The sequence below is a fragment of the Streptomyces armeniacus genome (genome assembly GCF_003355155.1).
Lineage (GTDB): Bacteria > Actinomycetota > Actinomycetes > Streptomycetales > Streptomycetaceae > Streptomyces > Streptomyces armeniacus.
In genome coordinates this window covers 6,640,920-6,664,210 of the sequence record NZ_CP031320.1, presented here as the reverse complement: position 1 = coordinate 6,664,210, position 23,291 = coordinate 6,640,920, and the positions used below count along the sequence as shown (strand labels likewise).

Sequence of the window (23,291 nt, the reverse complement as noted above, 5' to 3'; positions counted from 1 at the left end):
CTTTGCTCACAAGTAAGTGAGAAAACTCACACGCGGGGAGTTGCCTAGGTCACATGATCACTGGGAATAGCGCGCCTACTCTTGAGGTTTACACGCTATACGGAAACGACAAGCGACTCGCTGGGGAATCCTTACTCGTGAAGACCACCATGATCATGCGCAACATAGCCAACCCGCAGCGCACCACGCTGGCGCATCTCGAGGACGCAGACGATCTTACCGGGCTCTCCGCCGAATCGGCCGCCCACACCGACGACGACACCGAGGCCCAACTTCCCCCGCAGACCGCGAATCCGCGCCGTACCGTCCTCGTGGACGCCCCCGGCGCCTGAGGCACAGCGAACGACGAAGGGCCCGCACGCATCGCGTACGGGCCCCTTTTCTTGTGTGTGCCGCCGCGCGCCGTGCGCGCCACGCACGCCGTGCGCCGTGCGCCGCGTGGCCCGTGGCTCAGTGCTGCCAGCTGTGCGGTGCGTGGAAGCCCGCCGTACGCTCCAGGCGCCGCCAACCCGCCTTGCTGCGCCCCCTGTTCACACCCGCGTGCGCGGGCGGCGTGGCGGCGCGGGCGAGCAGGATCGCGGTGACGGCGGCCAGTTCCTCGGGGCTGGCCTGCCCCTTCTCCACCCGTACGAGGTGCGGTGCCGGAGCGCTCATTTCGGATTCCCCGTTCGTTGTGCGGTCAGTTGGTGCCGGTCGTGCGTGTGGTGCGGTGTGCAGGTGCCCGTTGGTACGTGCCCGTTGTGTACGTACTCGGCGTACGTGCTCGCTGTGCGCGCTCGTCACTGCGGCGGGTTGCCGTGCTTGCGGGACGGCAGGTCCGCGTGCTTGGTGGCGAGCATGGCCAGCGCGGAGATGAGCGCCTGCCGGGTCTCGGCCGGATCGATGACGTCCTCCACCAGCCCGCGTTCGGCGGCGTAGTAGGGGTGCATCAGCTCGGCCTTGTACTCCTTGACCATGTGCGTCCGCATCGCCTCGGGGTCGTCGGCCGCCGCGATCTGCCTGCGGAAGATGACGTTCGCCGCGCCCTCGGCGCCCATCACGGCGATCTCGTTCGTCGGCCACGCGAAGGTGACGTCGGCGCCGATGGACTGCGAGTCCATGACGATGTATGCGCCCCCGTACGCCTTCCGCAGCACCAGCGAGATGCGCGGCACCGTCGCGTTGCAGTACGCGTACAGCAGCTTCGCGCCGTGCCGGATGATCCCGCCGTGCTCCTGGTCGACGCCCGGCAGGAAGCCCGGCACGTCCAGCAGCGTCAGGATCGGGATGTTGAACGCGTCGCACATCTGCACAAAACGCGCGGCCTTCTCGGATGCCTCGATGTCCAGCACGCCGGCCAGCGACTGCGGCTGGCTGGCGACGAAGCCCACGACCTGGCCGTCCATCCGGGCCAGCGCGCACACGATGTTGGTGGCCCAGCGTTCGTGGACCTCGAGCATCTCGCCGTCGTCGACGATCTCCTCGATGACCTTGTGCATGTCGTACGGCTGGTTGCCGTCCACCGGCACCAGGTCGAGCAGCGAGTCGTTGGTGCGGTCCGCGGGGTCGGCGGTGGGCGCCACCGGCGGGTTCTCGCGGTTGTTGGCGGGCAGCAGCGACAGCAGGTACCGCACCTCCTCGAGGCACGACTCCTCGTCGTCGTAGGCGAAGTGCGCCACTCCGGAGGTCCCGGCGTGCACGTCGGCGCCGCCGAGCCCGTTCTGCGTCACCTCGGCGCCGGTCACCGCCTGCACGACGTCCGGCCCGGTGATGAACATCTGGGAGGTCTCCCGGACCATGAACACGAAGTCGGTCAGCGCCGGCGAGTACGCCGCGCCGCCCGCGCACGGGCCGAGCATCACGGAAATCTGCGGGATGACGCCGGACGCGCGGGTGTTGCGCTGGAAGATCCCGCCGTAGCCGGCGAGGGCGGCGACGCCCTCCTGAATACGCGCGCCCGCACCGTCGTTGAGCGAGATGAGGGGTGCGCCGGCCGCGATGGCCATGTCCATGATCTTGTGGATCTTCGCCGCGTGCGCCTCCCCCAGGGCGCCGCCGAAGATGCGGAAGTCGTGCGCGTAGACGAACACCGTCCGCCCGTGCACCTTGCCCCAGCCGGTCACCACGCCGTCGGTGTACGGCCGCTTCTCCTCCAGCCCGAAGCCGGTGGCGCGGTGCCGCCGCAGCCCGCCGACCTCACGGAAGGTCCCCTCGTCCAGAAGCACGTCGATCCGCTCCCGGACCGACAGCTTCCCCTTGGCGTGCTGCGCCTCGGTGGCCTTCTCACTCGGCCCGCGACGGGCCTGCGCACGGATGGCGTGCAGCTCGGCCACACGGCCGCGGGAGTCCTGAGACAGATCGGTCATGTATAGACCCTACGAAACGGCCGGGCGCCCTGCCCTCGTCAGATCCGAACAGTCTCCGCGCCGGTTTCATGGCTGCGCTGGACAGAACCGCACCCTTTTGGAGGGTCCATGCAGGGAACTCTCCCACCTCGGGGGCCCGGGGCTGTTGGGTCTCCACAGCGTAAACACCACGGGCAACAGGTTCCTGCAACGGCAGGTTCCTGCAAACGACGCCGTCCCCGCCGCCCCTCTGCCGTACGGGCCGGAGCCGGGGCACGCGGGCACAGTACCGCTCGGCCGCGCGAGGCCGTACGGCACACCCGGTGCCGTACGGCCTTCCGCGTACGCCGCTACTCCCCCGGCGTCAGCCCGGCCCGCAGCAGCCCGAAGGTGTAGGCGTCGTCCAGCGCCTGCCACGAGGCGGCGATCACGTTGTCCGCGACGCCCACCGTGGACCACTCCGTGCTGCCGTCGCTGGTGGAGATCAGCACCCGGGTCGTGGACTCCGTACCGTGCTTGCCCTCCAGGATGCGCACCTTGTAGTCGACGAGCTCCATCCGGGCCAACTCCGGGAAGACCGGCTCGAGTCCGACCCGCAGCGCCCGGTCCAGCGCGTTGACCGGGCCGTTCCCCTCGCCGGTGGCGACGGCCCGCTCGCCCTTCGCCCAGAGCCGTACGGTCGCCTCGTTCGCGTGCGTGCCGTCCGGCCGGTCCTCGACGATCGCCCGCCACGACTCCATCCGGAAGAACCGCGGCGCGCCGCCGCCGTGCACCTCGTCGCGGAGCAGCAGTTCGAAGGAGGCGTCGGCCGCCTCGTACGAATAGCCGCGCAGCTCCTGCCTCTTGACCCGCTCGACGATGCGGCCGACGAGCTCGCGGTCGCCGGTCAGGTCGTAGCCGAGCTCCTTGCCCTTGAGCTCGACGGAGGCGCGGCCTGCCATGTCGGAGACGAGCATCCGCATGGAGTTGCCGACCTGTTCGGGGTCGATGTGCTGGTACAGGTCGGGATCGACCTTGATGGCGGAGGCGTGCAGTCCGGCCTTGTGCGCGAAGGCGGAGGTGCCGACGTACGGCTCGTGGGTGGAGGGGGTGAGGTTGACGACCTCGGCGATGGCGTGCGAGATGCGGGTCATCTCGGCCAGCGCGCCCTCGGGGACCACCTTGCGGCCGTACTTGAGCTGGAGGGCGGCGACCACGGGAAAGAGGTTCGCGTTGCCGACGCGCTCGCCGTAGCCGTTCGCCGTGCACTGGACGTGGGTGGCGCCCGCGTCGACGGCCGCGAGCGTGTTGGCGACGGCGCAGCCGGTGTCGTCCTGCGCGTGGATGCCGAGCCGGGCACCGGTGTCACCGGCGACGGTCCGTACGACGGCCTGCACCTGGGCGGGCAGCATGCCGCCGTTGGTGTCGCAGAGGACGACGACCTCCGCGCCCGCCTCGTGCGCGGTGCGGACGACGTCCTTGGCGTAGCCGGGGTTGGCCTGGTAGCCGTCGAAGAAGTGCTCGCAGTCGACGAACACCCTGCGGCCGCGCTCCCGCAGATACGCGACGGTGTCGCGCACCATCAGGAGGTTCTCCTCCAGGGTGGTGCGCAGGGCGAGCTCGACGTGTCGGTCATGGGACTTCGCGACGATCGTCACCACGGGCGCCCCGGCGTCGGCGAGCGCGACGACCTGCGGGTCGTCGGCAGCCCGTACGCCCGCCTTGCGGGTCGCGCCGAACGCGACGAGCTGGGCACTGCGGAAATCGATCTCGGACCGCGCACGCTGGAAGAACTCGGTGTCACGGGGGTTGGCACCGGGCCAGCCGCCCTCGATGTAACCGACGCCGAAGGCGTCCAGGTGGCGGGCGATGGTCAGCTTGTCGGCGACGCTGAGATTGATGCCTTCACGCTGGGCGCCGTCGCGCAGTGTGGTGTCGAAGACATGGAAGTCGTCGCTGGGGACGTCCTTCGTCATGGTGGTCTGGCTCCTGTCGGGTGAGCGGAAGTCCGGACGACTCGTCCACGCCCGGAAGACTCGGCTCCACTTATCCCCATCATCCTGCGCGCTCCCGCTCTCCGGTTCGGTGGCCCCGAAAAACGAAAAAACCCCTCGCGGGTGCGAGAGGTCTGCGCGCGGGTCTGGGACACGGTGTCCACTGCCGCTTCGGTTGAATACGGATCAGCGGCCACTGAGGACCGGCGCGCTGTCACCAATAATCATGGCGAACGAGAGCACGCGGGCAGTCTGCCACGCCGCCCCGCGCCGCGCGGAACCGTCTCACGATGCGGAAAGGCACATCTCGGCACGTACGGCCCCGGCGGCCCGCCCGCGCCCGTACGCACCGCTCGGGCGCGGGTGGGACCTTCTCCGTACGCCTCCCAAGGGCCGGGCGCACCGGGCGATTTGAGTACCCGGCTGAGTAGCTTGACGGATCCCCGGCGAGTCCGCGTGTGGCGGACTGGGAGACATGACTGACGTCCTGCCCCTCCAGCACAGCGAAGCCGGTCCCCGGCAATGGCGTCGTCGGGCCCGTATCGGCCTGGCGACGCTCCTCCCGATGACCTTGGTCGTCTGGCTGCCCGTCCTCAGCTCGGAGCGCTTCGCCCGCTGCCTCACGTACGGCGAGGGCTGCGCGCCCGCCGTTCTGGGCGACGTGGCGTGGTGGGCATTCTGGGGCAGCGCCGCCATCGGCGTGACCGCTTCGGTGCTGAACCCTGCGGCCGAGCGGGCGAGAAGGCTGTGGCTGCCGCTGGTCTGCCTACAGCTCGCACTGCAAGGCATCACCGGCGTGGCAATAATCGCCATGGCATGACCTGCTCTCCGACAGAGCGGATGTGTCGCACACGCGCCGAACTCACGCCGAACAGTGGGCACATGTCCATGCCCACTCCCCCCGGCCCCCGGTTCCGTTTGGGGATCTGAGTACACGTACTCAGGTCATGCGTACGTCACGTATGCAGACTACTGCTGACTGTGATGACGTCGATGCCGCGGATACGTGATCGACGCATGGATGTCGGCGACCGGACGCAGAGGGAGGAATGAGGGCATGGGGGAAGGACCGCGCTCGGCGATCTTAGATTTCGTCGAGCCCGCAAAGGGCGGTGGCGAGGAGGCGGCCGGGGTTGACGGCACGAGCGTTCGCACATCCCTGGCTTCCGCCGGCAATGGAGGCGATGGCGGACCTTGGGGCAGCATGAAATCCGACAAGACGCTGTGGACCGGGGCATCGGATGGTGTCGGATCGCTGCAAGGGACTTTGAAGAAGGGGACTGCGAAGCTCACAGAGCACCAGGCGGGCCTGGGGGCGAGCGACAGAACCGTCACCGGGTTCCTGACCGGCTCGGCGCAGATGACCGTCTACGAGTCCTGGGAACGCTATCTGGACCTCATCAGCCGTGAGTGCGGGGAGCTCAAAGGGAAGTTGGAGAAGGCCGGCGACGACCACTACAAGAATGAGGAGGCCATCAAGCACGCGTTCGAGCAACAGCAGACCAAGCCGGTCGAGTCCGATCCAGGCGGAGGCGGCCATCCGTCCACGGGTGGTCACCCGTATCAGGGACGGTGACCCGCGATGGTCAGCTACAGCACGCTCCGGGACGTCAAACCGTCCGAGTTCGAGCAGGCGGCCGACGGCTACCACGCGGTGAGCACAGCGGCCCGCGCGGCCAAGGACCGCCTCGCCGACCAGATCGTGGCCAAGGCGCTCCCCAACCCGAGTCCGTCCGGGGACGAAGCGGCCGAGGGGCTGGTCGGCGAGGGCGCGATGGCCGCTCGTGGGCGGCTCACGCGGCTGGCCAGGAGCTTCCACTATACGCAAGTGGAATGCGGCCTGATCAGCGCGGCGCTGAACGGCTTCGCCGCGGAGCTAAGGGCGGCGAAGAAGAAGCTCACCACCGCGGAGCAAGAAGCGAAGAGCGCGGGCTTCACGGTGGACGAGGAGAACGGCAACGTCAGTTGGACAGCGTCGAAGGACGAGCCGTTCCCCGGCCGCAACAGCGTGGCTGCGGGGCAAGAGGACCCCTGGAAGCCAATAGATCCGAACCGGGTGAAGGCGCAAGGGCTGGCCGACCGCATCGGTGATGCCCTTACCGCCGCCGCTGAGGCTGACCAGAGATGGGCGCCAGAGCTGAGACGCCTCAAAGCTCAGAACGACCTCACCGTCAGCGACAAGGACTGGGCGAACGTATACGGCGATCAGCGTGCCATGCAAAAGGCCGCCGGGGTCTACCTGGACAAGAGCGGCATCCCCAAGGGTAAGAGCGCTGAGGAGAACGCGGCATGGTGGAAGGGCCTCAACGCGCAAGAGAAGGCCGACTACACCTCCCTCTACCCCTCTTCTGTCGGTGCACTGGACGGTCTTCCTTCCGAAGTTCGCGATGAAGCAAATAGGGCAGTCCTCGCGGAGAAGAAGGGTCATTACCAGACGCAGCTCGATGCGATCCCCCCGAAACCGCCTCTATACGCCCATCCCGGAGGGTCGCAGCACAGGAACTGGCGCGAGCACGCCGAAAAGGCCCGCGACTGGGAGCAGCAGTACGGGTCAAGGGTGGCCGACTTGGAAGGGGAAGTCAAAGAAATCGAGGGGCTGGAAGAGCGATTCGCCAGAACGGGAAGGGAAGGGCTTCCCGAAGCCTACCTACTGGGCTTCGACGATACAGGAAGAGGCCAAGCGATCATCGCCAATGGCAACCCTGACACCGCCGACCACACCGCAGTATATGTACCGGGCACAGGAGCAAGGCTTTCAGAAATACAAAATGGAATGGATCGCTCTGACGCACTATGGGCAGAAAGCTCAAAACTTGCCCCAGATGCACAAGTATCCACAATCACCTGGTATGGCTACGATGCCCCACAGAATCCCGTAAAGGATTCGACCTTCAGTCATTACGCAAATGACGCCGCGCCCGATCTCAATAGATTTACGGATGGGCTGACCTCGTCCCATGAATCCGAGTCCCGCAGCCACACGACAATTGTGGGCCACAGCTACGGCACGACCTTGGTCGGCTCTGCGGCCAGACTCGACGACCTCAACGCCGATGACGTGGTGTTCGCAGGGAGCCCGGGGGCCCAGGTCGGTCGCGCGGAAGACATGGACGTCCCACAGGGCCACGTCTGGAATCAGGAAGCAAAAGGTGATCTAGTTCCAGAAATCGGTCAACCATTTCATGGACATAAGGAAGCGGACTGGGAGACTGGCCGGGACTACATCATCCCGAGCGACGAAGAATTTGGGGCAACCCAGATGCGAACCGACACACAAGGGCATAGCGACTACTGGAAGTACCGGGACGACGCCCCTGGGGCATCCGAGAGCCTCCTAAATCAGTCACGGGTGATCGTAGGAAACTACGACGAGGTGACTGTCGATGAATAACCGACTTGTGGGTCGTGCGCGCCGGTGGCCCCTCGCCCTATTCGCAACTATCGCTTTCTGCAGCTTCGGCTCTCTGGGATGTGACACGGTGAGTGATACAGCACCAGTCGACTCGGATTCGCACGAACCGAAACGACTCACGATGGAGCCGGATAAAGCACGCTCGAAGACGAAACAGATCTCCAGTCAACTGCTCGACCTCACGGACCTAAAGGGGAAAGTAACGCCTACCGGGCCGCTCCTCACAACTTCAGGTCAGCGAGAAGGAAACTACTATATTCGACACTCATGGTCGGCGTGGAACGTTACAGAGGACCAATTGAAAGCTGCCATGAAAAGGCTGCACGATAAGCTTCCCGAACACGGGTGGCAAATTGACAAGTACGCACGCGCCAAATCTAAGGCACAGCAGTTGCAGCTCGAAGCGTTTCACAAGAAAGACAAATATTTGGTCGAGGTGGAACTACTTCTCCGCGACGCGAGCAACACGACCGGCTCCAAAGAGGACATCCTGTCCTTCGCTGTTTCCTCCCCCACGTATTCCGCACCCACAGGTGTCGATCTGCGTAGCGAATGACCTGGAAGCCCGACCGGGCGGTTCGTACGCCAGAGGCGGAACGAACCGCCCGGCCGGTGGGGAGGGGCCGTCAGGTCAGGCGGTGCATCCAGGCGTGGGGGTCCGGGGACTGGCCCGTCTGGACGGACAGGAGCGCCTCCCGGAGGCGCGTCGTGACCGGGCCCGGCCGGCCGTCGCCCACCGTCCACTCCGCCCGGGCCGACTTGACGTGGCCGACCGGCGTGATCACCGCCGCCGTGCCGCACGCGAAGACCTCGGTGATGCTGCCGTCCGCGTTGCCGGCCTGCCACTCGTCCGTGGAGATACGGGCTTCCTCCGTGCCGTAGCCCAGGTCCTCCGCGATGGTCAGCAGCGAGTCGCGCGTGATGCCCGGGAGGAGGGTGCCGGTGAGCTTCGGGGTGACGATCGTGGTGGTGCCGCCCGAGTTGCGGACGAGGTAGAGGTTCATGCCGCCCATCTCCTCGATGTAGCGGCGCTCCAGCGCGTCCAGCCACACGACCTGGTCGCAGCCCTGGTCGGCGGCCTCGGCCTGGGCGACGAGCGACGCGGCGTAGTTGCCGCCGGTCTTCGCCTCGCCCATACCGCCGGGCGCCGCGCGCACGTACTCCTGCGAGAGCCAGACCGAGACGGGCTTGACGCCGCGCGGGAAGTAGCCGGAGGCGGGTGAGGCGATGACCATGAAGAGGTACTCGTTGGCCGGCCGGACGCCCAGCCCGACCTCCGTGGCGAACATGAAGGGCCGGAGGTAGAGGGAGTGTTCGTCCTTGCCCGGCACCCAGTCCCGGTCGGTCTTGACCAGCAGGTCGCACGCCTCGATGAAGGTCTCGACGGGCAGCTCCGGCATGGCGAGGCGGCGGGCCGAGCGCTGGAAGCGGCGGGCGTTGGCGTCCGGCCGGAAGGTGGCGACGGAGCCGTCGGGCTGCCGGTACGCCTTCAGCCCTTCGAAGATCGTCTGCGAGTAGTGCAGGGTCATGTTGGCCGGATCGATCTGGAGCGGCGCGTACGGCTGGAGCTGGGCGTCGTGCCAGCCGCGGCCCTCGGTCCACTTGACCGTGACCATGTGGTCCGTGAAGTGGCGGCCGAATCCCGGGTCGGCCAGCATCGCCTCGCGCTCCGTGGCGGCCACCGGCTGGGCCGAGGGCTTGAGGTCGAAGTCGATTCGGGGCGTCGTCATGAGAGCGCGTCCTTCGCTGAGTGTCGTGGCGGACCGCGCCCTTCGCCCTGCGTTACTAGGACGTCCGAGCTTCCCCTCGCACTACGGCCCGCGTTCGATTATCGCGCGTATGGGACCGAGAGACGGACACGGGGCGGTCCTGAATAGATGGTGACACCCAACCGCTCGGTTGCCCAGCGGCCGGGTGGCTGGGACCCGGCCGGTGGGCCACTGCCGCGCGGCGCCCCGAGGGGACGCCGGCGGGTGGACGTACGGCGGGCCTAGCTGGCTACTCGTACGGCGATGGCGTCACCGATCTCGTCGGTCGTACGAGCACCGGAACGGCCCGCCAGATCGGCGGAAACGGCGTCCTCGATACGGGCGGCCTCCGGCTCGTGGCCGAGGTGCCGCAGCAGCAGCGCGACGGAGAGGATGGTCGCGGTGGGGTCGGCCTTGCCGGTGCCCGCGATGTCCGGTGCGGAGCCGTGCACCGGCTCGAACATCGAGGGGAACGCGCCCGTGGGGTTGATGTTCCCGGACGCGGCGAGGCCGATGCCGCCGGAGACGGCGGCGGCGAGGTCGGTGAGGATGTCGCCGAAGAGGTTGTCGGTGACGATCACGTCGAAGCGCGCCGGGTCGGTGACGAAGAAGATCGTCGCGGCGTCGACGTGCAGATAGTCCGTGCTGACCTCGGGGTACTCCTGGCCGACCTGGTCGAAGAGGTTCTTCCACAGGTGGCCGGCGTGCACGAGCACGTTGTTCTTGTGCACGAGGGTGAGCTTCTTGCGGGGGCGCGCCTGCGCCCGCTCGTACGCGTCGCGCACGACCCGCTCCACGCCGTACGCCGTGTTGAGGCTGACCTCGGTGGCGACCTCGGCGGGGGTGCCGGTGCGGAGACTGCCGCCGTTGCCGACGTACGGGCCCTCGGTGCCCTCGCGGACGACGACGAAGTCGATGTCCGGACGGCCCTCCAGAGGCGTAGCCGTATTGGGGAACAGCTTCGAGGGCCGCAGGTTGACGTAGTGGTCGAAGGCGAAGCGCAGCTTCAGCAGCAGACCGCGCTCGAGCACGCCGGACGGCACGGACGGGTCGCCGATCGCGCCGAGCAGGATCGCGTCGTGGCTCTTGAGCTGCTCCAGCTCGGCCTCGGGCAGGGTCTCGCCGGTCTCGTGCCAGCGGCGGGCCCCGAGGTCGTACTGCCGTGACTCCAGCTTCACGTCCTGCGGGAGGACGGCGCTGAGGACCTTGAGGCCCTGTGTCACGACCTCCTGGCCGATGCCGTCACCGGGGATCACTGCGAGATTGATGCTGCGCGCCATGCACGGGAGCGTACTCGCTGTCCCATGAGTTGACACACACCCGTCCATATTCCGGACGAACGGTCTGCCAGCCGGGTGCGGTTCACCGCGCGTACGTGCCCAGGATGCACGGCAGTTGCCGATCGCTGCCAGCTTTCTCCCATGGAGACACCGCGAATGGGGATTCCGGAGCGGCTGGCGGCGCGGATGAGCATGCCGGAGCAGCACGAGTACCTGCGGGCGCGGCTGGCAGGCCGTACGTCCGGCGTGTCGCGCCGCGGCCTGCTGCGCGGCGGCGGCCTCGCCGTCACGGGGGCCGCCGGCGCCGGGCTGCTCGGCTGCACCTCGGACGCGGCGGACGGCGGCGGGCCGTCCGCGACACCGGCGGCGCCGTCGCCCGTACGGGTGGACGGCTCGCTCGTGGCACCCTTCGGGCGCCATCTGGCGTTCGGCGACGACCCCAAGACGCAGATGCGGGTGTCCTGGCAGGTGCCCTTCGCCGTACGGAAGCCGTACATCCGGATCGGCGGCGAGCCGTGGGAGCTGAGCCGGAAGATCGAGGCGGAGGTACGCGAGCTGCGGACGCCCGCGCTGTCCCGGAAGCTGCCCGCGGTGGAGCAGTTCTATCTGCACGCCGCGCTGGACGGGCTCCGCCCCGGCACCACGTACTACTACGGCGTCGGCCACGACGGCTTCGACCCGACGGCCCCGGACCGGCTCGCGACGCTCGGCTCGTTCACCACGGCGCCGGCGGAGCCCGGCGATCCGTTCGTGTTCACGGCCTTCGGCGACCAGGGCGTGAGCTACCAGGCCCTGGCCAACGACCAGTTGCTGCTCGGCCAGAACCCGTCCTTCCATCTGCACGCGGGCGACATCTGCTACGCGGACGAGACGGGCCACGGCGAGCGGGACGACACGTACGACGCCCGCGTGTGGGACCAGTTCCTCGCGCAGACCGAGTCGGTCGCGGCGCGCGTGCCGTGGATGGTGACCACCGGGAACCACGACATGGAGGCGTGGTACTCCCCCAACGGCTACGGGGGCCAGTCCGCCCGCTGGTCCCTGCCCGCGACCGGCCCGGACGCGAAGAACGCGCCGGGCGTGTACGCGTTCCGCTACGGCAACGTCGGCGTCGTCGCCCTCGACGCGAACGACGTGTCGTACGAGATCCCCGCCAACAGGGGCTACACGGACGGCGCCCAGACCCGCTGGCTCGGCGCGCGGCTGCGCGAGCTGCGCGCGGCGGGCGACATCGATTTCGTCGTGGTCTTCTTCCACCACTGCGCCTACTCGACGAGCACGCACGCCTCCGACGGCGGCGTACGCGAGGAGTGGGTACCGCTCTTCGACCGGCACCAGGTCGATCTGGTGATCAACGGGCACAACCACGTTTACGAGCGCACCGATCCCGTACGCGGCGACAAGCCGACCCGCGCACTGCCCGTCGGCGGCTCCACGGAGCCGGCGCGGGACGGCACGGTGTACGTGACGGCGGGCGGCGGCGGCAAGAAGCTGTACGACTTCCCCGTACCGGACAGCTACGAGGGCCACGAGGACGAGCGCGATCACGTGCCGACGTTCCACTGGACCGGGCCGGACGAGCAGGAGGGGGACCGGGTGGAGTGGTCGCGGGTGCGCTACACGGGCTTCTCGTTCCTGGCCGTCGAGTCACGGCCGGGGACGGCGGGGCGCGCGCCGAAGCTCGAGGTCACGGCGCTGGCGGAGACGGGCCGGCGCATCGACCGCTTCACGGTCGAGCGCCGGCGGCGTCAGCGCTCGGAGGGCTGACGGGACGTCAGGGCCGAGCGGGGTCGGTACGGAGAGACCGGCCGGTCAGTGGCCCGTGGCTCCGCCGTTGTCCCGGCGGTCGAGGGCGCGCTGGAGGGCGGCGGCGGCGTTGCGGCGGTCGGCGTTACGCCCGTCGGCGGACTGGCCGTTGCGGGGGGCGTTGTGCCGCGTACGGCGGCGAGCGGTCTCGTCCATGGTCAGCAGCTCCTTCGGGGCACAGTGCGAGAAGCGGGGGATTCAACGCGCCGGAAGGGGCGGGGGCTCCGGCGCCGCAGGGGTCACCTGCGCGTCGCACCGTGCCGCGTCCGCCAGTCGCCCGATGGAGCGAGACGTTCGGCTTCTACCAAGGTAAGAGCGATGAGCCCTGATGTCTCGTTTTTACTTGGCCTTCCTACTATCTGAGACGGCACCCCCGCCCACCTGCGGTTTCCCTCTGTGACAGCGGTCACTGACGGCCGGTGCCGGCCTCGTACGCCCGCAGCAGCCGCGGCAGCTCCGCCAGCCCCGTGATCCGCCGCAGGCCGTCGCCACCACCAGCCGGGTGGCTCCCACCTGCCGGGTCGCCACCACCAGCCGCGTCGCCCGCGCGCGCCCGTTCCCCCGCGCCCGAACGGTCCAGCCAGATGCCCAGCAGCCCGGCGGCCTCCGCGCCGCGCGCGTCCAGGTCGGGGTGGTCGCCGACGTACGCGACCTGCTCCGGGGGCAGCCCCAGTGCGGCGCACGTGGCGTGGAAGGCGGCGGCGTCGGGCTTGGCGCAGCCCAGTTCGTCCGCGCAGCGGAGCACCTCGAAGCGGTCCCGGATGCCGAGCCGGGTCAGTTTGCGGTCCTGGTTCCGCACGGCGGAGTTGGAGAGGATGCCGTGCCGGTACGCGGGCGTCAGCGCGTCCAGGGCGGGCACGGCGTCCGCGAACAGCGTCCATGCCTCCTCGTACAGCGCGACGTACCGCCCGAACCACTCGTCCGCCGCCGCGTCCGTCAGCGGCTCGCCGAGGAACTGCCGTGCGCGCTCCCGGCGGTGGTCCGGGAAGCTCAGCTCTCGGCTCAGGAAGCGCGCGAACTGCTCGTCCATCACCACCTGCCAGCGTTCCAGCGCCGCCTCGGGCGACGGGTGGCGCGCCAGCAGCCCTTCGGCCTCGATGTGCCGCAGCGCTCCGGTGCGGTCGGAGCCCGCGTAGTCGAAGAGCGTGTCGTCGACGTCCCACAGCACGGCACGGATCGGCATGTGCCGGAACGTAGCAGCCCGCGGCCGTGCCCGGCACGTACGCACGGAGGCCCGGCGCCCGCCGGCGAGGGCGGGGACCGGGCCTCCGTACGGGAGGGCGCGCGTACGGGAAGGCGCGCGGCGCCCGTACGGGCGTCAGCCCATGTGCGGGTAGCGGTAGTCGGTCGGGGCCACCTGCGTCTCCTTGATGGCGCGCGGCGACATCCAGCGGAGCAGGTTGAACTTCGAGCCCGCCTTGTCGTTCGTGCCGGACGCACGCGCCCCGCCGAACGGCTGCTGCCCGACGATCGAGCCGGTGGGCCGGTCGTTCAGGTAGAAGTTGCCCGCCGCGAACCGCAGCTTCTCCGACACGTCCGTCAGCACCTGCCGGTCACGGGCGATGACGGCGCCGGTCAGCGCGTACGCCGAGGCCGACTCCATCTGCTCCACCATCGCGTCGAACTCCCCGTCCTCGTACACCAGGACGGCGATGATCGGGCCGAAGTACTCCTTCTTGAAGACCTCGCTCTCGGCGTCCGAGCAGCTGATCACCGTGGGCCGTACGAACCAGCCGACCGAGTCGTCGTACGTGCCGCCTGCGACGATCTCGCACGTCGGGTCGGACTTGGCGAAGTCGATCGCGGCCTTGCTCTTCGCGAACGCGCGGTCGTCGATGACGGCGCCGATGAAGTGCGACAGGTCGCTGACGTCGCCCATCGCGAGCCCGTCGACCTCCGCGGCCAGCTCCTCCTTCAGCCCGCCTTCCCACAGCGAGCGCGGGATGTACGCGCGGGAGGCGGCGGAGCACTTCTGGCCCTGGTACTCGAAGGCGCCGCGCGTGATCGCGGTCTTCAGGAGGGCCGGGTCGGCGGTCGGGTGCGCGACGATGAAGTCCTTGCCGCCGGTCTCGCCGACCAGCCGCGGGTACGACTTGTAGCGCGCGATGTTCTCGCCGACCGTCCGCCACAGGTGCTGGAACGTGGCCGTCGAGCCGGTGAAGTGCACGCCGGCCAGGTCCGGGTGCGGCAGCGCGACCTCGGAGACGTCCTTGCCGTCCCCGGTCACGAGGTTGATCACGCCCTTGGGCAGGCCCGCCTCCTCCAGCAGCTCCATCAGCAGCACGGCCGCGTGGGTCTGGGTGGGCGACGGCTTCCACACGACCGTGTTGCCCATGAGGGCGGGGGCGGTCGGCAGGTTGCCGGCGATGGCGGTGAAGTTGAACGGCGTGATCGCGTAGACGAAGCCCTCCAGCGGCCGGTGGTCCAGCCGGTTCCAGACGCCCTTGGGCTGGATGAGGGGCTGCTCGGCCATGAGCTCGCGGCCGAAGTGGACGTTGAACCGCCAGAAGTCGATCAGCTCACAGGGCGCGTCGATCTCGGCCTGCTGCGCGGTCTTCGACTGGCCGAGCATCGTGGAGGCGGCGATCGTCTCGCGCCACGGCCCGGACAGCAGTTCGGCGGCCTTCAGGATGACGGCGGCGCGGTCGTCGTACGAGAGCGCGCGCCAGGCGGGTGCGGCGGCCAGCGCGGCGTCGACCGCGTCCTGCGCGTCCTGGCGGGTGGCGGTGCCGTACGTGCCGAGAACGGCCTTGTGGTTGTGCGGCTGCACGACGTCGACGCGCTCGCCGCCGCCCATGCGCTTCTCGCCGTTGATCGTCATCGGCAGGTCAACGGGGTGCTCGGCGAGCTCCTTGAGCTTCGCCTCCAGGCGTGCGCGCTCGGCGCTGCCGGGGGCGTAGGTGTGCACCGGCTCGTTGTACGGGGCGGGGACCTGGGTCACAGCGTCCATGGCGGCCGTGTCTCCTTCGCGGGTCGGGATTTCGGGGAGTTGTCTTCGCCGGGGAGTTGTCTTCGCCGGGGTGGTGACGGCCGGGGTGCCGGCCGGCTGTCTGCATGATGGGCGAGCTCAGCCACGGGTGGCCAGCGAACGCAGGAAGAATGCGGTGTTGGCCGGCCGCTCCGCGAGACGGCGCATGAAGTAGCCGTACCAGTCGGTCCCGTACGGGACGTATACCCGCATACGGTGCCCTTCCGCCACCAGCCGCCGCTGCTCGGCGTCGCGGATGCCGTACAGCATCTGGAACTCGTACTCGTCCTGCTTCCGCCCGGCGCGCCGCGCCAGCTCCTGTGCGATGGCGACGATCCGCGGGTCGTGCGAGCCGACCATCGGGTAGCCCTTGCCCGCCATGAGGATCCGCAGACAGCGCACGTACGAGCGGTCGACGTCGCGCTTGCTCCGGAAGGCGACATCGGCGGGCTCGTCGTACGCGCCCTTCACCAGTCGCACCCGTGATCCTTCCCCGGCCAGTGCGTGGCAGTCCTCCTCGGTGCGGAAGAGGTACGACTGCACGACGGCGCCGGTCTCCGGAAAGCGTTTCCGCAGCTCGGCGAGGATGGCGAGGGTGGAGTCGACCGTGGTGTGGTCCTCCATGTCCAGGGTCACCGTGGTGCCCGCGGCGGCGGCGCGCTCGACCACCGGGAGGATATTCGCGTACGCGATGTCGTGCCCGTTCGGGAGGGCCTGCCCGAACGCCGACAGCTTCACGGACATCTCCGCGCGCGGGCCGAGCCCCTCCGCCGCCAGCGCGTCGGTCAGGTCGAGGTACGCGTCCCGGTTCCGCACCGCCTCCGTACGGTCGGTGATGTGCTCCCCCAGATGGTCGAGGGTGACGTCCAGACCCCGGTCGGTCAGCGACCGTACGGTGTGCAGCGACTGGTCGAGCCGTTCACCCGCGACGAAGCGGTCGACGACCGGCCGGGTGACGGGCGCGCCCGAGACGAGGCGACGGATCGCGTCGCTGCGCGCGGCGGCGAGGAGCACGGGACCCAGCACGGGGCACCTCCAGCTGAAATGTGTCTGACGGCGGGGTGAGCCTCCGTGAAACCTAAGGATCGCGCGGTCGCGCTGCCATCGACAGCTGTCACGCATCCGTGTGCCGGATCTCAGACAGTTGTACGAGAATGGGCCGTGACGGCGGGGGCGGCTGCGAGCGGAGAGCCGGCGGGGGCGACGCTGGGAGCAAGGGCGAGGGCGAGGAGCGTATGCGCGAGGACTACCAGTCGCTGATCGACGAGATCTCGGCCCTGCTCGGGACCCCGGCGACGCTGGAGAACCGGGACTTCGGGCTGATCGCCTTCGGCGCCCACGAGGGGCGCGGGGACGGGACCGAGCCAGCGCTCGACCCGGTGCGTACGCGGTCGATCCTGCACCGGCGCTCGACGGCGGCGGTCCGCGCCTGGTTCGAGAGCTTCGGCATCACGCGCGCGACCCGGCCCGTACGCATCCCGCCCGACCCGTCCGCGGGCGTCGTCACCGGCCGGATCTGCCTGCCCGTACGGCACGGGGGCGTGGTGTACGGCTACGTATGGCTGCTCGACGAGGGCACGCTCGACCTTACCGACCCGCGGCTGGCGCAGGCACAGGCGACGGCCGTGCGGATCGGCGGCCTCCTGGCCGCCGAGACGCGGTCGGGCGCGGAGGCGGGCGAGCTGCTGCGGTCGCTGCTGAGCGGCGCCGCCGGGGCCGCCGGGGACCGCGCCGGGGACCGTGTGGAGGCGGCGGCCCGGCTGCGTGCGGCACTGGGGCAGGCGGCGGGCGGACCGCTGGCAATGGTGGCGGTGACGCCGTGGCACGCCGGTACGGAGGACGGCGCGGGGGCGGCGGCCGACGCTGACGCCGACGGCGGCGGAGCAGGGCCGGGGCCGGGGCGTACGGGGGTGGGGCCGGGGCCAGGCCCCGGACCCTGTGCCGTATGATGCGCCGGACGTGGCGGGGAGGGGTGAGGGGTGGAGATCGGGGGGAGGGCGCGTCGCGGGAGCGGGCGGTGTGTATAAGGGACGGGGCGCCGGGGGGCGGGCCCGGCTCGGGGCGGTCCAGTACGGCGGTGCCGCCGCCTGCCGTACCGCCGCCGCCCGCGGAGCCGCCGTCCGCCGGGCCGCCGCCCGCCGCGCCTGAACCGCCGCGCGCCGAACCGGAACCTGAATCGGGCCCCGTACCGGACCCCGCGCCCCGGCCTGCGGCCTTCCCGGGGCCGGTCTTGCCGCTCATGCCGCTTGTGCCGCTCATGCCGGTCTGTCCGCTCATGCCGCCACCTCCGTGAGACCGCCGAGGGCCAGCAAGTAGCCGTCCTCCAGCGTCGGTTCGACCAGTTCCCCGTCCCCCGGCGGCTCGCCCAGGTTCCGGAACTCCCCCGTCCCCGTACGCCACCCCGCGAGCGCCCCCGGTTCGCGCTCCGCGCTGGACCACACGCGGCCGCGCGCCTGCGCGGTGAGTTCGCCCGGCGTGCCGTCGAACCGCACCCGGCCCTTGTCCATGACCACCACCCGGCGGCACAGCATCGCCACGTCCTCCGTCTGGTGCGTGGAAAGCAGCACCGTACGGTGCTCGCCCGCCTGCGCGATCAGCTCCCGGAACCGCATCCGCTGCTCCGGGTCCAGCCCCACCGTCGGCTCGTCCAGCGCCAGGAACCCCGGGTCGTCGACGAGCGCCGCCGCCAGCGCCACCCGCTGCCGCATGCCGCCGGACAGCGCCCGGATGCGTTTGCCGCGTACGTCCGCGAGGCCGACCGACTCCAGCGTCCGGCGCACCTCCGCGTGCCGCGCGGCGCGGTCGGTCAGCTCCTTCAGGATCGCCACGTAGTCGACGAACTCGAAGGCCGTGAAGCCCGGGTGGAAACCGGGGTTCTGCGGCAGGTAGCCGAGCGTGCGGCGGGCCTGCGCACGACCGCGCACCGTTCCCGGGTCGTGCCCCAGGATGCTCAGCGCGCCCCGGTCCGGCGGGGTCGCGGTGGCCAGGATGCGCAGCAGAGTGGTCTTGCCCGCGCCGTTCGGGCCGAGCAGCCCCGTCACGCCGTGGGACAGCCGCAGGGACACGTCGTCCAGGGCGCGCGTCCCCCGGTAACTGAGAGACAGTCCGGAAGCCGAAACCGTCGTCGGTGCAGCAGCGTTCATGACAGCCTCCTGGCTGCGAATCGGAAGGACGGGTCAAGGTGCCGGGCGCTGTCGAAGCGGTCCCGTACGGCCACCAGCGCGGCGGTCGCGCCCAGCGCCGCGGCCCCGGTGGCCAGTTGGCCGGCGGCGGTGAACGGGAACGGCGCGCCCTGGGCCACCAGCCGGCTCAGCAGCAGCACCGCCACCCAGCCGCCGCCCGCCAGCGCGGGCGCCGCCACCGGCCCCAGCCGCGGCATCAGCGCCAGCCCCAGCGCCGTCAGCCCCAGCGCGGGCAGCAGCCAGCCCGCCGTCACCACGGCGAACGACGGCATCCCCAGGCTCGCCAGCACCGCCGCCGGCACCGTCGTCGCCAGCACCGCCGCACCCCGTACGAGCACCAGCCGGAACGTGTGCATCGGCGCCGCCACCGACACCTCGTACATCGGGTCCAGCCCCGGCCCGAACGACAGGACCATCCCCGTCAGCGGCAGCAGCGGCGCCGTCGCGAGCAGCAGCAGCGGCGTCGCCGTACGGCCCACCACCACCCCGAGCGCCAGGATCACCAGCACCGACAGCAGCCACGAGCGGCGCAGCAGCGGCGTCGCGGCCAGCAGCCGCGCCGTGTGGTCCGGCACCCCGGCCCGTACGAGCAGCGCCTCGGAACGCGCCGGCCGCGGCGCGTCCAGCTCCGCGTCCAGCCGCGCCCAGCCGGCGTCCAGCCCGGCCGGGTCCACGTACGCGCCGAGCGCCGTACGGCAGTCTCCGCACCCCTGCAGATGCGTGTCGGCGGACCACAGCCGCGGCGGCGCCAACTCCCCGTCCGCGTACGCCCGCAGATCGTTCTCGGGCACGTGCCACGTCATGCGAGCTCCTGCCGCAGTTGCTTACGGGCCCGCATGGCCCGCGTCTTGACGGTGCCCGGCGGGATGCCGAGCAGGACGGCGGCCTCGCGGGTGGTCAGGCCGTCGATGACGGTCGCCTGCAGCACCGCCCGCAGCTCGGGCGACAGCCGCTCCAGCGAACCGGCCAGATCGCCGTGCTCGACCCGCGCCAGCACCCGCTCCTCCGCGGACACCTCGTCGCGGTGCCGCAACCGCCCCAGCGCCTGCCGTACGCGCCCCCGCGCCCCGTCCCCCCGCAACGCGTCCACCAGCCGCCGCGACCCGATCCGCCACAGCCACCCGGCCACGTCACCGTCACGGCGGTAGCGCGCCTTGCCGTGCCACACGGCGAGGAACGTCTCCTGCACCACGTCGTCGACGAGCGCCCGGTCGGCACACCGCGCACGCAGCCGCGTCACCAGCCACGGCGCGTACCGCCGGTACAGCTCCTCGAACGCGCGCCGGTCCCCGTCGACGGCGTCCCGCACCAGCTCGCCGTCGCCACGTCTCCCGGGCCCTCCCCGGCTCAAGTCGTCCACACCCCCTCATCGGCCGCCGGCCCCGTACCGGTTCACGAAGCCTGCACCTCGTTCGCGGGCCGGGGGCGCGTGGGGTGCGCCAGGAGTGGGAGCCGGAGGACCCGATCAGGGTCTGGACGCTGCTGGAGCGGGAACTACCGCTCCCTTCCCGCTCGTCCATCCTTGGTGACAGTCCCATTACGGAAGGTGAAGGTGGTGCGGAGTGGACCCGGTATCGGTAGGGCTGCTGGCGGCGCTGGCCGGCGGGGCCGGCGGGGAGCTCGGGCGGCAGGCCTGGGCGGGGTTAACGGCTCTGGTGCGGCGCCCGTTCCGCCGCGACGCCGGTGAAGAGGCACCGGCGGTCAGTTCCGGGGAGGCGGAGCTGGCGCGGCTGGAAGAGGATCCGGCCGACCAGCGGCAAGCGCAGGCGCTGAGCATCGCACTCGCGGTGCGGGCCGCGCTGGATACGGACTTCCGCACCGGTCTTGAAGCCTGGCAGGAGCAGGCCAAGCTGGTGAGCACCGGCGACGGCACGGTGCACAACACCATCAGCGGCGGTACCCAGCACGGGCCGGTGCTGCAGGGCCGGGACTTCTCCGGCCTGTCCTTCACCACCCCGCCCCCTGCGCCCTCCGCACCGGCCGCGCAGCCGACGGCCGATACCGACGACGGCGACAGCACCCTCCCACCGGCGCGGAGTTGACCGGCATGGGGCAGACAGAGGCAGCCCGCGAGGGCGCAGCGGATGGCCGGGTCGACAACACGATCAGCGGCGGGATCTTCTTCCACGCGGTCATCCAGGGCCGGGACATCACCGTGCAGCTGCCGCCGCGGATCACCCCGGCCCTGTCCGGCCTGCCCGCCCCCTCCGCCGCCTTCACCGGCCGCGACCAGGACGTCGACCGGCTGCTGAACGACCTGGCCCCGGACGAAAGCCGCGGGGGCGCCGGGCAGACAGCGCTGGTGACTGCCGTGTCCGGCCTGGCCGGCATCGGCAAGACCGAACTGGCCGTCCAGACCGCCGCCCGGGCCCGCAAGAAGCGGGGCCTGTTCCCCGGCGGGGTGCTCTTCACCGACCTGTCCGGCTACGACCCCGAGCGCCGCCTGTCTCCCGAGCGGGCCCTGGAAGGCCTGCTGCGCGCACTGGGCATGCCCGGCGATCACATACCCGACGGTCTGCAGGACCGGCAGCGGCTGTACCGCAGCGTGCTGGCGGCCTACGCCGAACGCCGCCAGCGGATCCTGGTGGTCGTCGACAACGCCTTCACCACCGAGCAGGCCCGCCCGCTGCTGCCCACCGACGGTGTGACCGCCGCCCTGGTCACCTCCCGCCAGACCCTCGACGGACTCGACGCCCGCCTCCACGACCTCGACGTCCTTGAGGAACCGGCCTCCATCGCCCTGCTCGACCAGGCACTACGCCACGCCCGTGGAGACGGCGACACCCGCATTGCCGACGATCCCGAAGCGGCCACGACGATTGCCCGTCTGTGTGCGGGCCTGCCGCTGGCCCTGCGTATCGCCGCCGCCCTCCTGGCTGCCGCGCCCGCCCGTCCCGCGGCCTCCCTGGCCACTGCCCTTCAGGCCGAGCACACCCGCGTGGACAAGCTGAGCCGCCCCGACCGGGCCGTACGTGCCGCCTTCGACCTGTCCTACCGACTCCTCGACAGTGATCACGCCCGGCTGTTCCGGCTGCTGCCCCTCAACCCCGGCCCCGACCTGTCCACCGAAGCCGCCGCCCACCTTGCCGGCACCGCCACGGACCGGGCCGAAGAGCTGCTGCAACACCTGACCGACTCGCACCTGGTCGAGCCCGGGCAGGTCTGGGGCCGCTGGCGGATGCACGACCTGGTCCGGCTCTTCGCGGACGAGGCCGGCCACACCCGCGCCACGGACGACGGCCGGGACGCGGCGGTGGCGCGCCTGCTCGACCACTACCTCACTGCCGCTCAGGCCGCCGACATCCACCTGCAGACAACACCGGGCTTGCCCCTCCCGGACGACTTCACCGACCGCGATCAGGCACTGGAGTGGCTGGATACCGAACAGAGCAATCTCGTCGCCGCCGCCACGGCCGCCCCTGCACACCACGCCGCCGCAACAGGTCTCGCACTGGCTCTTGGCACGTTCTTCGACCTGCGCCGCTACGCCAACGACTGGATCAACCTCTGTACTGCCGCCGTTGCCAGCTGCCGTGAGGCCGGAGACCGTCACAACGAGAAAGCAGCGCTCGACGGCCTGGGGCGGGCCCTCACCCGGGCAGGCAGGTTCCAAGAAGCGGCCGACACCTTCACTGCGGTTCTCGATCTCTGCCGTGAGGCCGGAGACCGCCACGCGGAAGCCATGACGTTGAGCAATCTCGGACAGGCTCTGGCTTCCCTGGAGAAATTCGTGGAGGCCGTCACCGTCCTCACCGATGCGGCGACTCTCTTCGGGGAGTTGGGAGACAGCCTGGGCGGGGCCCGGGTGCTGGGCATCCTGGGCTCCATCCAGATCGAGCTGGGCGGAGCCGAGCAGGCCGTCGGCAACTTGACCGAGGCTGTCGCTCACTGGAGGGAGGTGGGCGATCGTCACGCAGAGAGCGTCACGCTGGACACACTCGGACTGGCCCTGGTCGGCGCACGCAAGTTTGGGGAGGGAGTCAAAGCTCACACTGACGCCGTTGCCCTCTTCCGTGAATTCGGTGACCCCCATGGGGAGGCACATGCGCTCAACAACCTCGGGGGCGCACTGATCCGGATGCGTAGATTCGACGAGTCCGCCGACGCCGTGCTCGGCGCTGCTCGCCTCTCCAAGGAGATCGGATACCCAGAATGCGAGGCCATGGCGCTGGCCAACTTCGGGGAAATACTGCTTCAGAAGCGGAGCTTCGGCGATGCTGTCACTCCACTCACCACCGCTGTCAGCCTCTTCCGGGAAACCGGTAACCGCCGCAGTGCGGCCTCTACGCTGAATCTCCTCGGCCAAGCCCTCGCCGAAGAAGGCAGATTCGACGAGGCTGCCGACGTTGGTGCCCAGGACGCGCAGCTCTGCCGGGAGCTGGGCGACCGCCACGGCGAAGGCATCGCTTGGAAGAACGTCGGGCTCAGTCTGTGTCAGGTACCCAGACTCGAAGAGGCTGTTGAGGCTCTTTCCACCGCTGCTGCCATCTTTCGAGAGACAGGCGACCGGCGCCGCGAAGCCGAAGTACGAGACCGAGCGGCGCTGGCCCGCGCCTCAAGCCGGCGGACCGACTGACGTCCCCGGCTGATTGGGTGCG

General features: G+C 70.2%; 21 protein-coding genes. 9 read left to right on the top strand and 12 right to left on the bottom strand.

The genetic code is table 11. The features are described 5' to 3' along the window. Positions 1 to 137: 137 nt before the first annotated feature. Complete coding sequence (locus DVA86_RS29095) at positions 138 to 332, top strand: hypothetical protein (RefSeq protein WP_208882780.1); 195 nt, start codon at positions 138 to 140, stop codon at positions 330 to 332. A gap of 118 nt (positions 333 to 450) precedes the next feature. Here DVA86_RS29095 and DVA86_RS29090 read toward each other — a convergent pair whose 3' ends face one another. The 3 genes from DVA86_RS29090 to cimA all read right to left on the bottom strand — a co-directional run bounded on the left by DVA86_RS29090 (position 451) and on the right by cimA (position 4,279). Then, the gene (locus tag DVA86_RS29090; RefSeq protein WP_208882778.1) at positions 451 to 654 is read right to left on the bottom strand and encodes an acyl-CoA carboxylase subunit epsilon; all 204 of its coding nucleotides are present in this window, start codon (positions 652 to 654) and stop codon (positions 451 to 453) included. A 125-nt stretch (positions 655 to 779) separates the two neighbouring features. Next, the gene (locus DVA86_RS29085; protein ID WP_208882776.1) at positions 780 to 2,345 is read right to left on the bottom strand and encodes an acyl-CoA carboxylase subunit beta; all 1,566 of its coding nucleotides are present in this window, start codon (positions 2,343 to 2,345) and stop codon (positions 780 to 782) included. Between the two features lie 329 nt (positions 2,346 to 2,674). Beyond that, complete coding sequence (gene cimA / locus DVA86_RS29080; RefSeq protein WP_208882774.1) at positions 2,675 to 4,279, bottom strand: citramalate synthase; 1,605 nt, start codon at positions 4,277 to 4,279, stop codon at positions 2,675 to 2,677. Positions 4,280 to 4,772: 493 nt separating this feature from the next. On the opposite strand from cimA, the gene DVA86_RS29075 reads away from it, so the two are divergent. From DVA86_RS29075 to DVA86_RS29060, 4 genes are all read left to right on the top strand, one after another. Next, a complete protein-coding gene (locus tag DVA86_RS29075; protein WP_208882772.1) occupies positions 4,773 to 5,117 on the top strand; it encodes a hypothetical protein in 345 nt (114 codons plus the stop codon). Between the two features lie 237 nt (positions 5,118 to 5,354). Then, a complete protein-coding gene (locus tag DVA86_RS29070; protein WP_208882770.1) occupies positions 5,355 to 5,873 on the top strand; it encodes a hypothetical protein in 519 nt (172 codons plus the stop codon). Between the two features lie 6 nt (positions 5,874 to 5,879). Then, complete coding sequence (locus DVA86_RS29065; RefSeq protein ID WP_208882768.1) at positions 5,880 to 7,688, top strand: alpha/beta hydrolase; 1,809 nt, start codon at positions 5,880 to 5,882, stop codon at positions 7,686 to 7,688. An 88-nt stretch (positions 7,689 to 7,776) separates the two neighbouring features. Then, on the top strand, positions 7,777 to 8,265 hold the full coding sequence (locus DVA86_RS29060; RefSeq protein WP_208882766.1) for a hypothetical protein: 489 nt from the start codon (positions 7,777 to 7,779) through the stop codon (positions 8,263 to 8,265). A gap of 70 nt (positions 8,266 to 8,335) precedes the next feature. Here DVA86_RS29060 and DVA86_RS29055 read toward each other — a convergent pair whose 3' ends face one another. After that, positions 8,336 to 9,439 carry a branched-chain amino acid aminotransferase gene (locus tag DVA86_RS29055; protein ID WP_208882765.1) on the bottom strand — a complete coding sequence of 368 codons (1,104 nt, stop codon included), beginning with the start codon at positions 9,437 to 9,439 and terminating at the stop codon, positions 8,336 to 8,338. Positions 9,440 to 9,699: 260 nt separating this feature from the next. Further along, entirely contained in the window at positions 9,700 to 10,737 is a 1,038-nt protein-coding gene (locus DVA86_RS29050) for a 3-isopropylmalate dehydrogenase (RefSeq protein ID WP_208882763.1), read from the bottom strand. Between the two features lie 141 nt (positions 10,738 to 10,878). Between DVA86_RS29050 and DVA86_RS29045 the strand changes: the two genes are divergently transcribed. Next, positions 10,879 to 12,504 carry a purple acid phosphatase family protein gene (locus tag DVA86_RS29045; protein WP_208882762.1) on the top strand — a complete coding sequence of 542 codons (1,626 nt, stop codon included), beginning with the start codon at positions 10,879 to 10,881 and terminating at the stop codon, positions 12,502 to 12,504. Positions 12,505 to 12,549: 45 nt separating this feature from the next. On the opposite strand, the gene DVA86_RS29040 is transcribed toward DVA86_RS29045, so the two are convergent. The 4 genes from DVA86_RS29040 to DVA86_RS29025 form a co-directional block, all read right to left on the bottom strand. Then, positions 12,550 to 12,699, bottom strand: a complete 150-nt coding sequence (locus DVA86_RS29040; RefSeq protein ID WP_208882759.1) for a hypothetical protein — start codon at positions 12,697 to 12,699, stop codon at positions 12,550 to 12,552. A 250-nt stretch (positions 12,700 to 12,949) separates the two neighbouring features. Further along, a complete protein-coding gene (locus tag DVA86_RS29035) occupies positions 12,950 to 13,726 on the bottom strand; it encodes an HAD family hydrolase (protein WP_208882757.1) in 777 nt (258 codons plus the stop codon). 135 nt (positions 13,727 to 13,861) lie between these two features. Further along, positions 13,862 to 15,493 carry an L-glutamate gamma-semialdehyde dehydrogenase gene (pruA, locus tag DVA86_RS29030; protein ID WP_208882755.1) on the bottom strand — a complete coding sequence of 544 codons (1,632 nt, stop codon included), beginning with the start codon at positions 15,491 to 15,493 and terminating at the stop codon, positions 13,862 to 13,864. Positions 15,494 to 15,610: 117 nt separating this feature from the next. Further along, a complete protein-coding gene (locus DVA86_RS29025; RefSeq protein WP_208882754.1) occupies positions 15,611 to 16,537 on the bottom strand; it encodes a proline dehydrogenase family protein in 927 nt (308 codons plus the stop codon). 209 nt (positions 16,538 to 16,746) lie between these two features. Between DVA86_RS29025 and DVA86_RS29020 the strand changes: the two genes are divergently transcribed. Further along, positions 16,747 to 17,460, top strand: coding sequence for a hypothetical protein (locus DVA86_RS29020; RefSeq protein WP_425470941.1), 714 nt, complete (start codon positions 16,747 to 16,749; stop codon positions 17,458 to 17,460). Positions 17,461 to 17,784: 324 nt separating this feature from the next. Here the strand turns inward: DVA86_RS29020 and DVA86_RS29015 are convergent, their stop codons facing one another. From DVA86_RS29015 to DVA86_RS29005, 3 genes are read right to left on the bottom strand one after another with little or no spacing between them, the layout of a single operon-like run. Then, on the bottom strand, positions 17,785 to 18,654 hold the full coding sequence (locus DVA86_RS29015; protein WP_208882752.1) for an ABC transporter ATP-binding protein: 870 nt from the start codon (positions 18,652 to 18,654) through the stop codon (positions 17,785 to 17,787). After that, positions 18,651 to 19,496, bottom strand: coding sequence for a zf-HC2 domain-containing protein (locus DVA86_RS29010; protein ID WP_208882750.1), 846 nt, complete (start codon positions 19,494 to 19,496; stop codon positions 18,651 to 18,653). The genes DVA86_RS29015 and DVA86_RS29010 overlap by 4 nt, the downstream gene beginning before the upstream one ends. Then, positions 19,493 to 20,044, bottom strand: coding sequence for an RNA polymerase sigma factor (locus tag DVA86_RS29005; protein WP_425471003.1), 552 nt, complete (start codon positions 20,042 to 20,044; stop codon positions 19,493 to 19,495). Before DVA86_RS29005 ends, DVA86_RS29010 begins: the two co-directional genes overlap by 4 nt. A gap of 211 nt (positions 20,045 to 20,255) precedes the next feature. Between DVA86_RS29005 and DVA86_RS29000 the strand changes: the two genes are divergently transcribed. Beyond that, complete coding sequence (locus DVA86_RS29000; RefSeq protein ID WP_208882747.1) at positions 20,256 to 20,735, top strand: hypothetical protein; 480 nt, start codon at positions 20,256 to 20,258, stop codon at positions 20,733 to 20,735. A gap of 5 nt (positions 20,736 to 20,740) precedes the next feature. Further along, positions 20,741 to 23,269: a tetratricopeptide repeat protein gene (locus DVA86_RS28995; RefSeq protein ID WP_208882745.1), complete on the top strand. Its 2,529-nt coding sequence runs from the start codon at positions 20,741 to 20,743 to the stop codon at positions 23,267 to 23,269. Positions 23,270 to 23,291 lie beyond the last annotated feature (22 nt).

What these genes read in the sequence shown, in the direction of transcription:
- DVA86_RS29090 (WP_208882778.1), bottom strand. Translation starts at nt 654, where the DNA reads ATGAGCGCTCCGGCACCGCACCTCGTACGGGTGGAGAAGGGGCAGGCC.
- DVA86_RS29085 (WP_208882776.1), bottom strand. Translation starts at nt 2,345, where the DNA reads ATGACCGATCTGTCTCAGGACTCCCGCGGCCGTGTGGCCGAGCTGCAC.
- cimA (WP_208882774.1), bottom strand. Translation starts at nt 4,279, where the DNA reads ATGACGAAGGACGTCCCCAGCGACGACTTCCATGTCTTCGACACCACA.
- DVA86_RS29075 (WP_208882772.1), top strand. Translation starts at nt 4,773, where the DNA reads ATGACTGACGTCCTGCCCCTCCAGCACAGCGAAGCCGGTCCCCGGCAA.
- DVA86_RS29070 (WP_208882770.1), top strand. Translation starts at nt 5,355, where the DNA reads ATGGGGGAAGGACCGCGCTCGGCGATCTTAGATTTCGTCGAGCCCGCA.
- DVA86_RS29065 (WP_208882768.1), top strand. Translation starts at nt 5,880, where the DNA reads ATGGTCAGCTACAGCACGCTCCGGGACGTCAAACCGTCCGAGTTCGAG.
- DVA86_RS29055 (WP_208882765.1), bottom strand. Translation starts at nt 9,439, where the DNA reads ATGACGACGCCCCGAATCGACTTCGACCTCAAGCCCTCGGCCCAGCCG.
- DVA86_RS29050 (WP_208882763.1), bottom strand. Translation starts at nt 10,737, where the DNA reads ATGGCGCGCAGCATCAATCTCGCAGTGATCCCCGGTGACGGCATCGGC.
- DVA86_RS29045 (WP_208882762.1), top strand. Translation starts at nt 10,879, where the DNA reads ATGGAGACACCGCGAATGGGGATTCCGGAGCGGCTGGCGGCGCGGATG.
- DVA86_RS29040 (WP_208882759.1), bottom strand. Translation starts at nt 12,699, where the DNA reads ATGGACGAGACCGCTCGCCGCCGTACGCGGCACAACGCCCCCCGCAAC.
- DVA86_RS29035 (WP_208882757.1), bottom strand. Translation starts at nt 13,726, where the DNA reads ATGCCGATCCGTGCCGTGCTGTGGGACGTCGACGACACGCTCTTCGAC.
- pruA (WP_208882755.1), bottom strand. Translation starts at nt 15,493, where the DNA reads ATGGACGCTGTGACCCAGGTCCCCGCCCCGTACAACGAGCCGGTGCAC.
- DVA86_RS29020 (WP_425470941.1), top strand. Translation starts at nt 16,747, where the DNA reads ATGCGCGAGGACTACCAGTCGCTGATCGACGAGATCTCGGCCCTGCTC.
- DVA86_RS29015 (WP_208882752.1), bottom strand. Translation starts at nt 18,654, where the DNA reads ATGAACGCTGCTGCACCGACGACGGTTTCGGCTTCCGGACTGTCTCTC.
- DVA86_RS29010 (WP_208882750.1), bottom strand. Translation starts at nt 19,496, where the DNA reads ATGACGTGGCACGTGCCCGAGAACGATCTGCGGGCGTACGCGGACGGG.
- DVA86_RS28995 (WP_208882745.1), top strand. Translation starts at nt 20,741, where the DNA reads ATGGGGCAGACAGAGGCAGCCCGCGAGGGCGCAGCGGATGGCCGGGTC.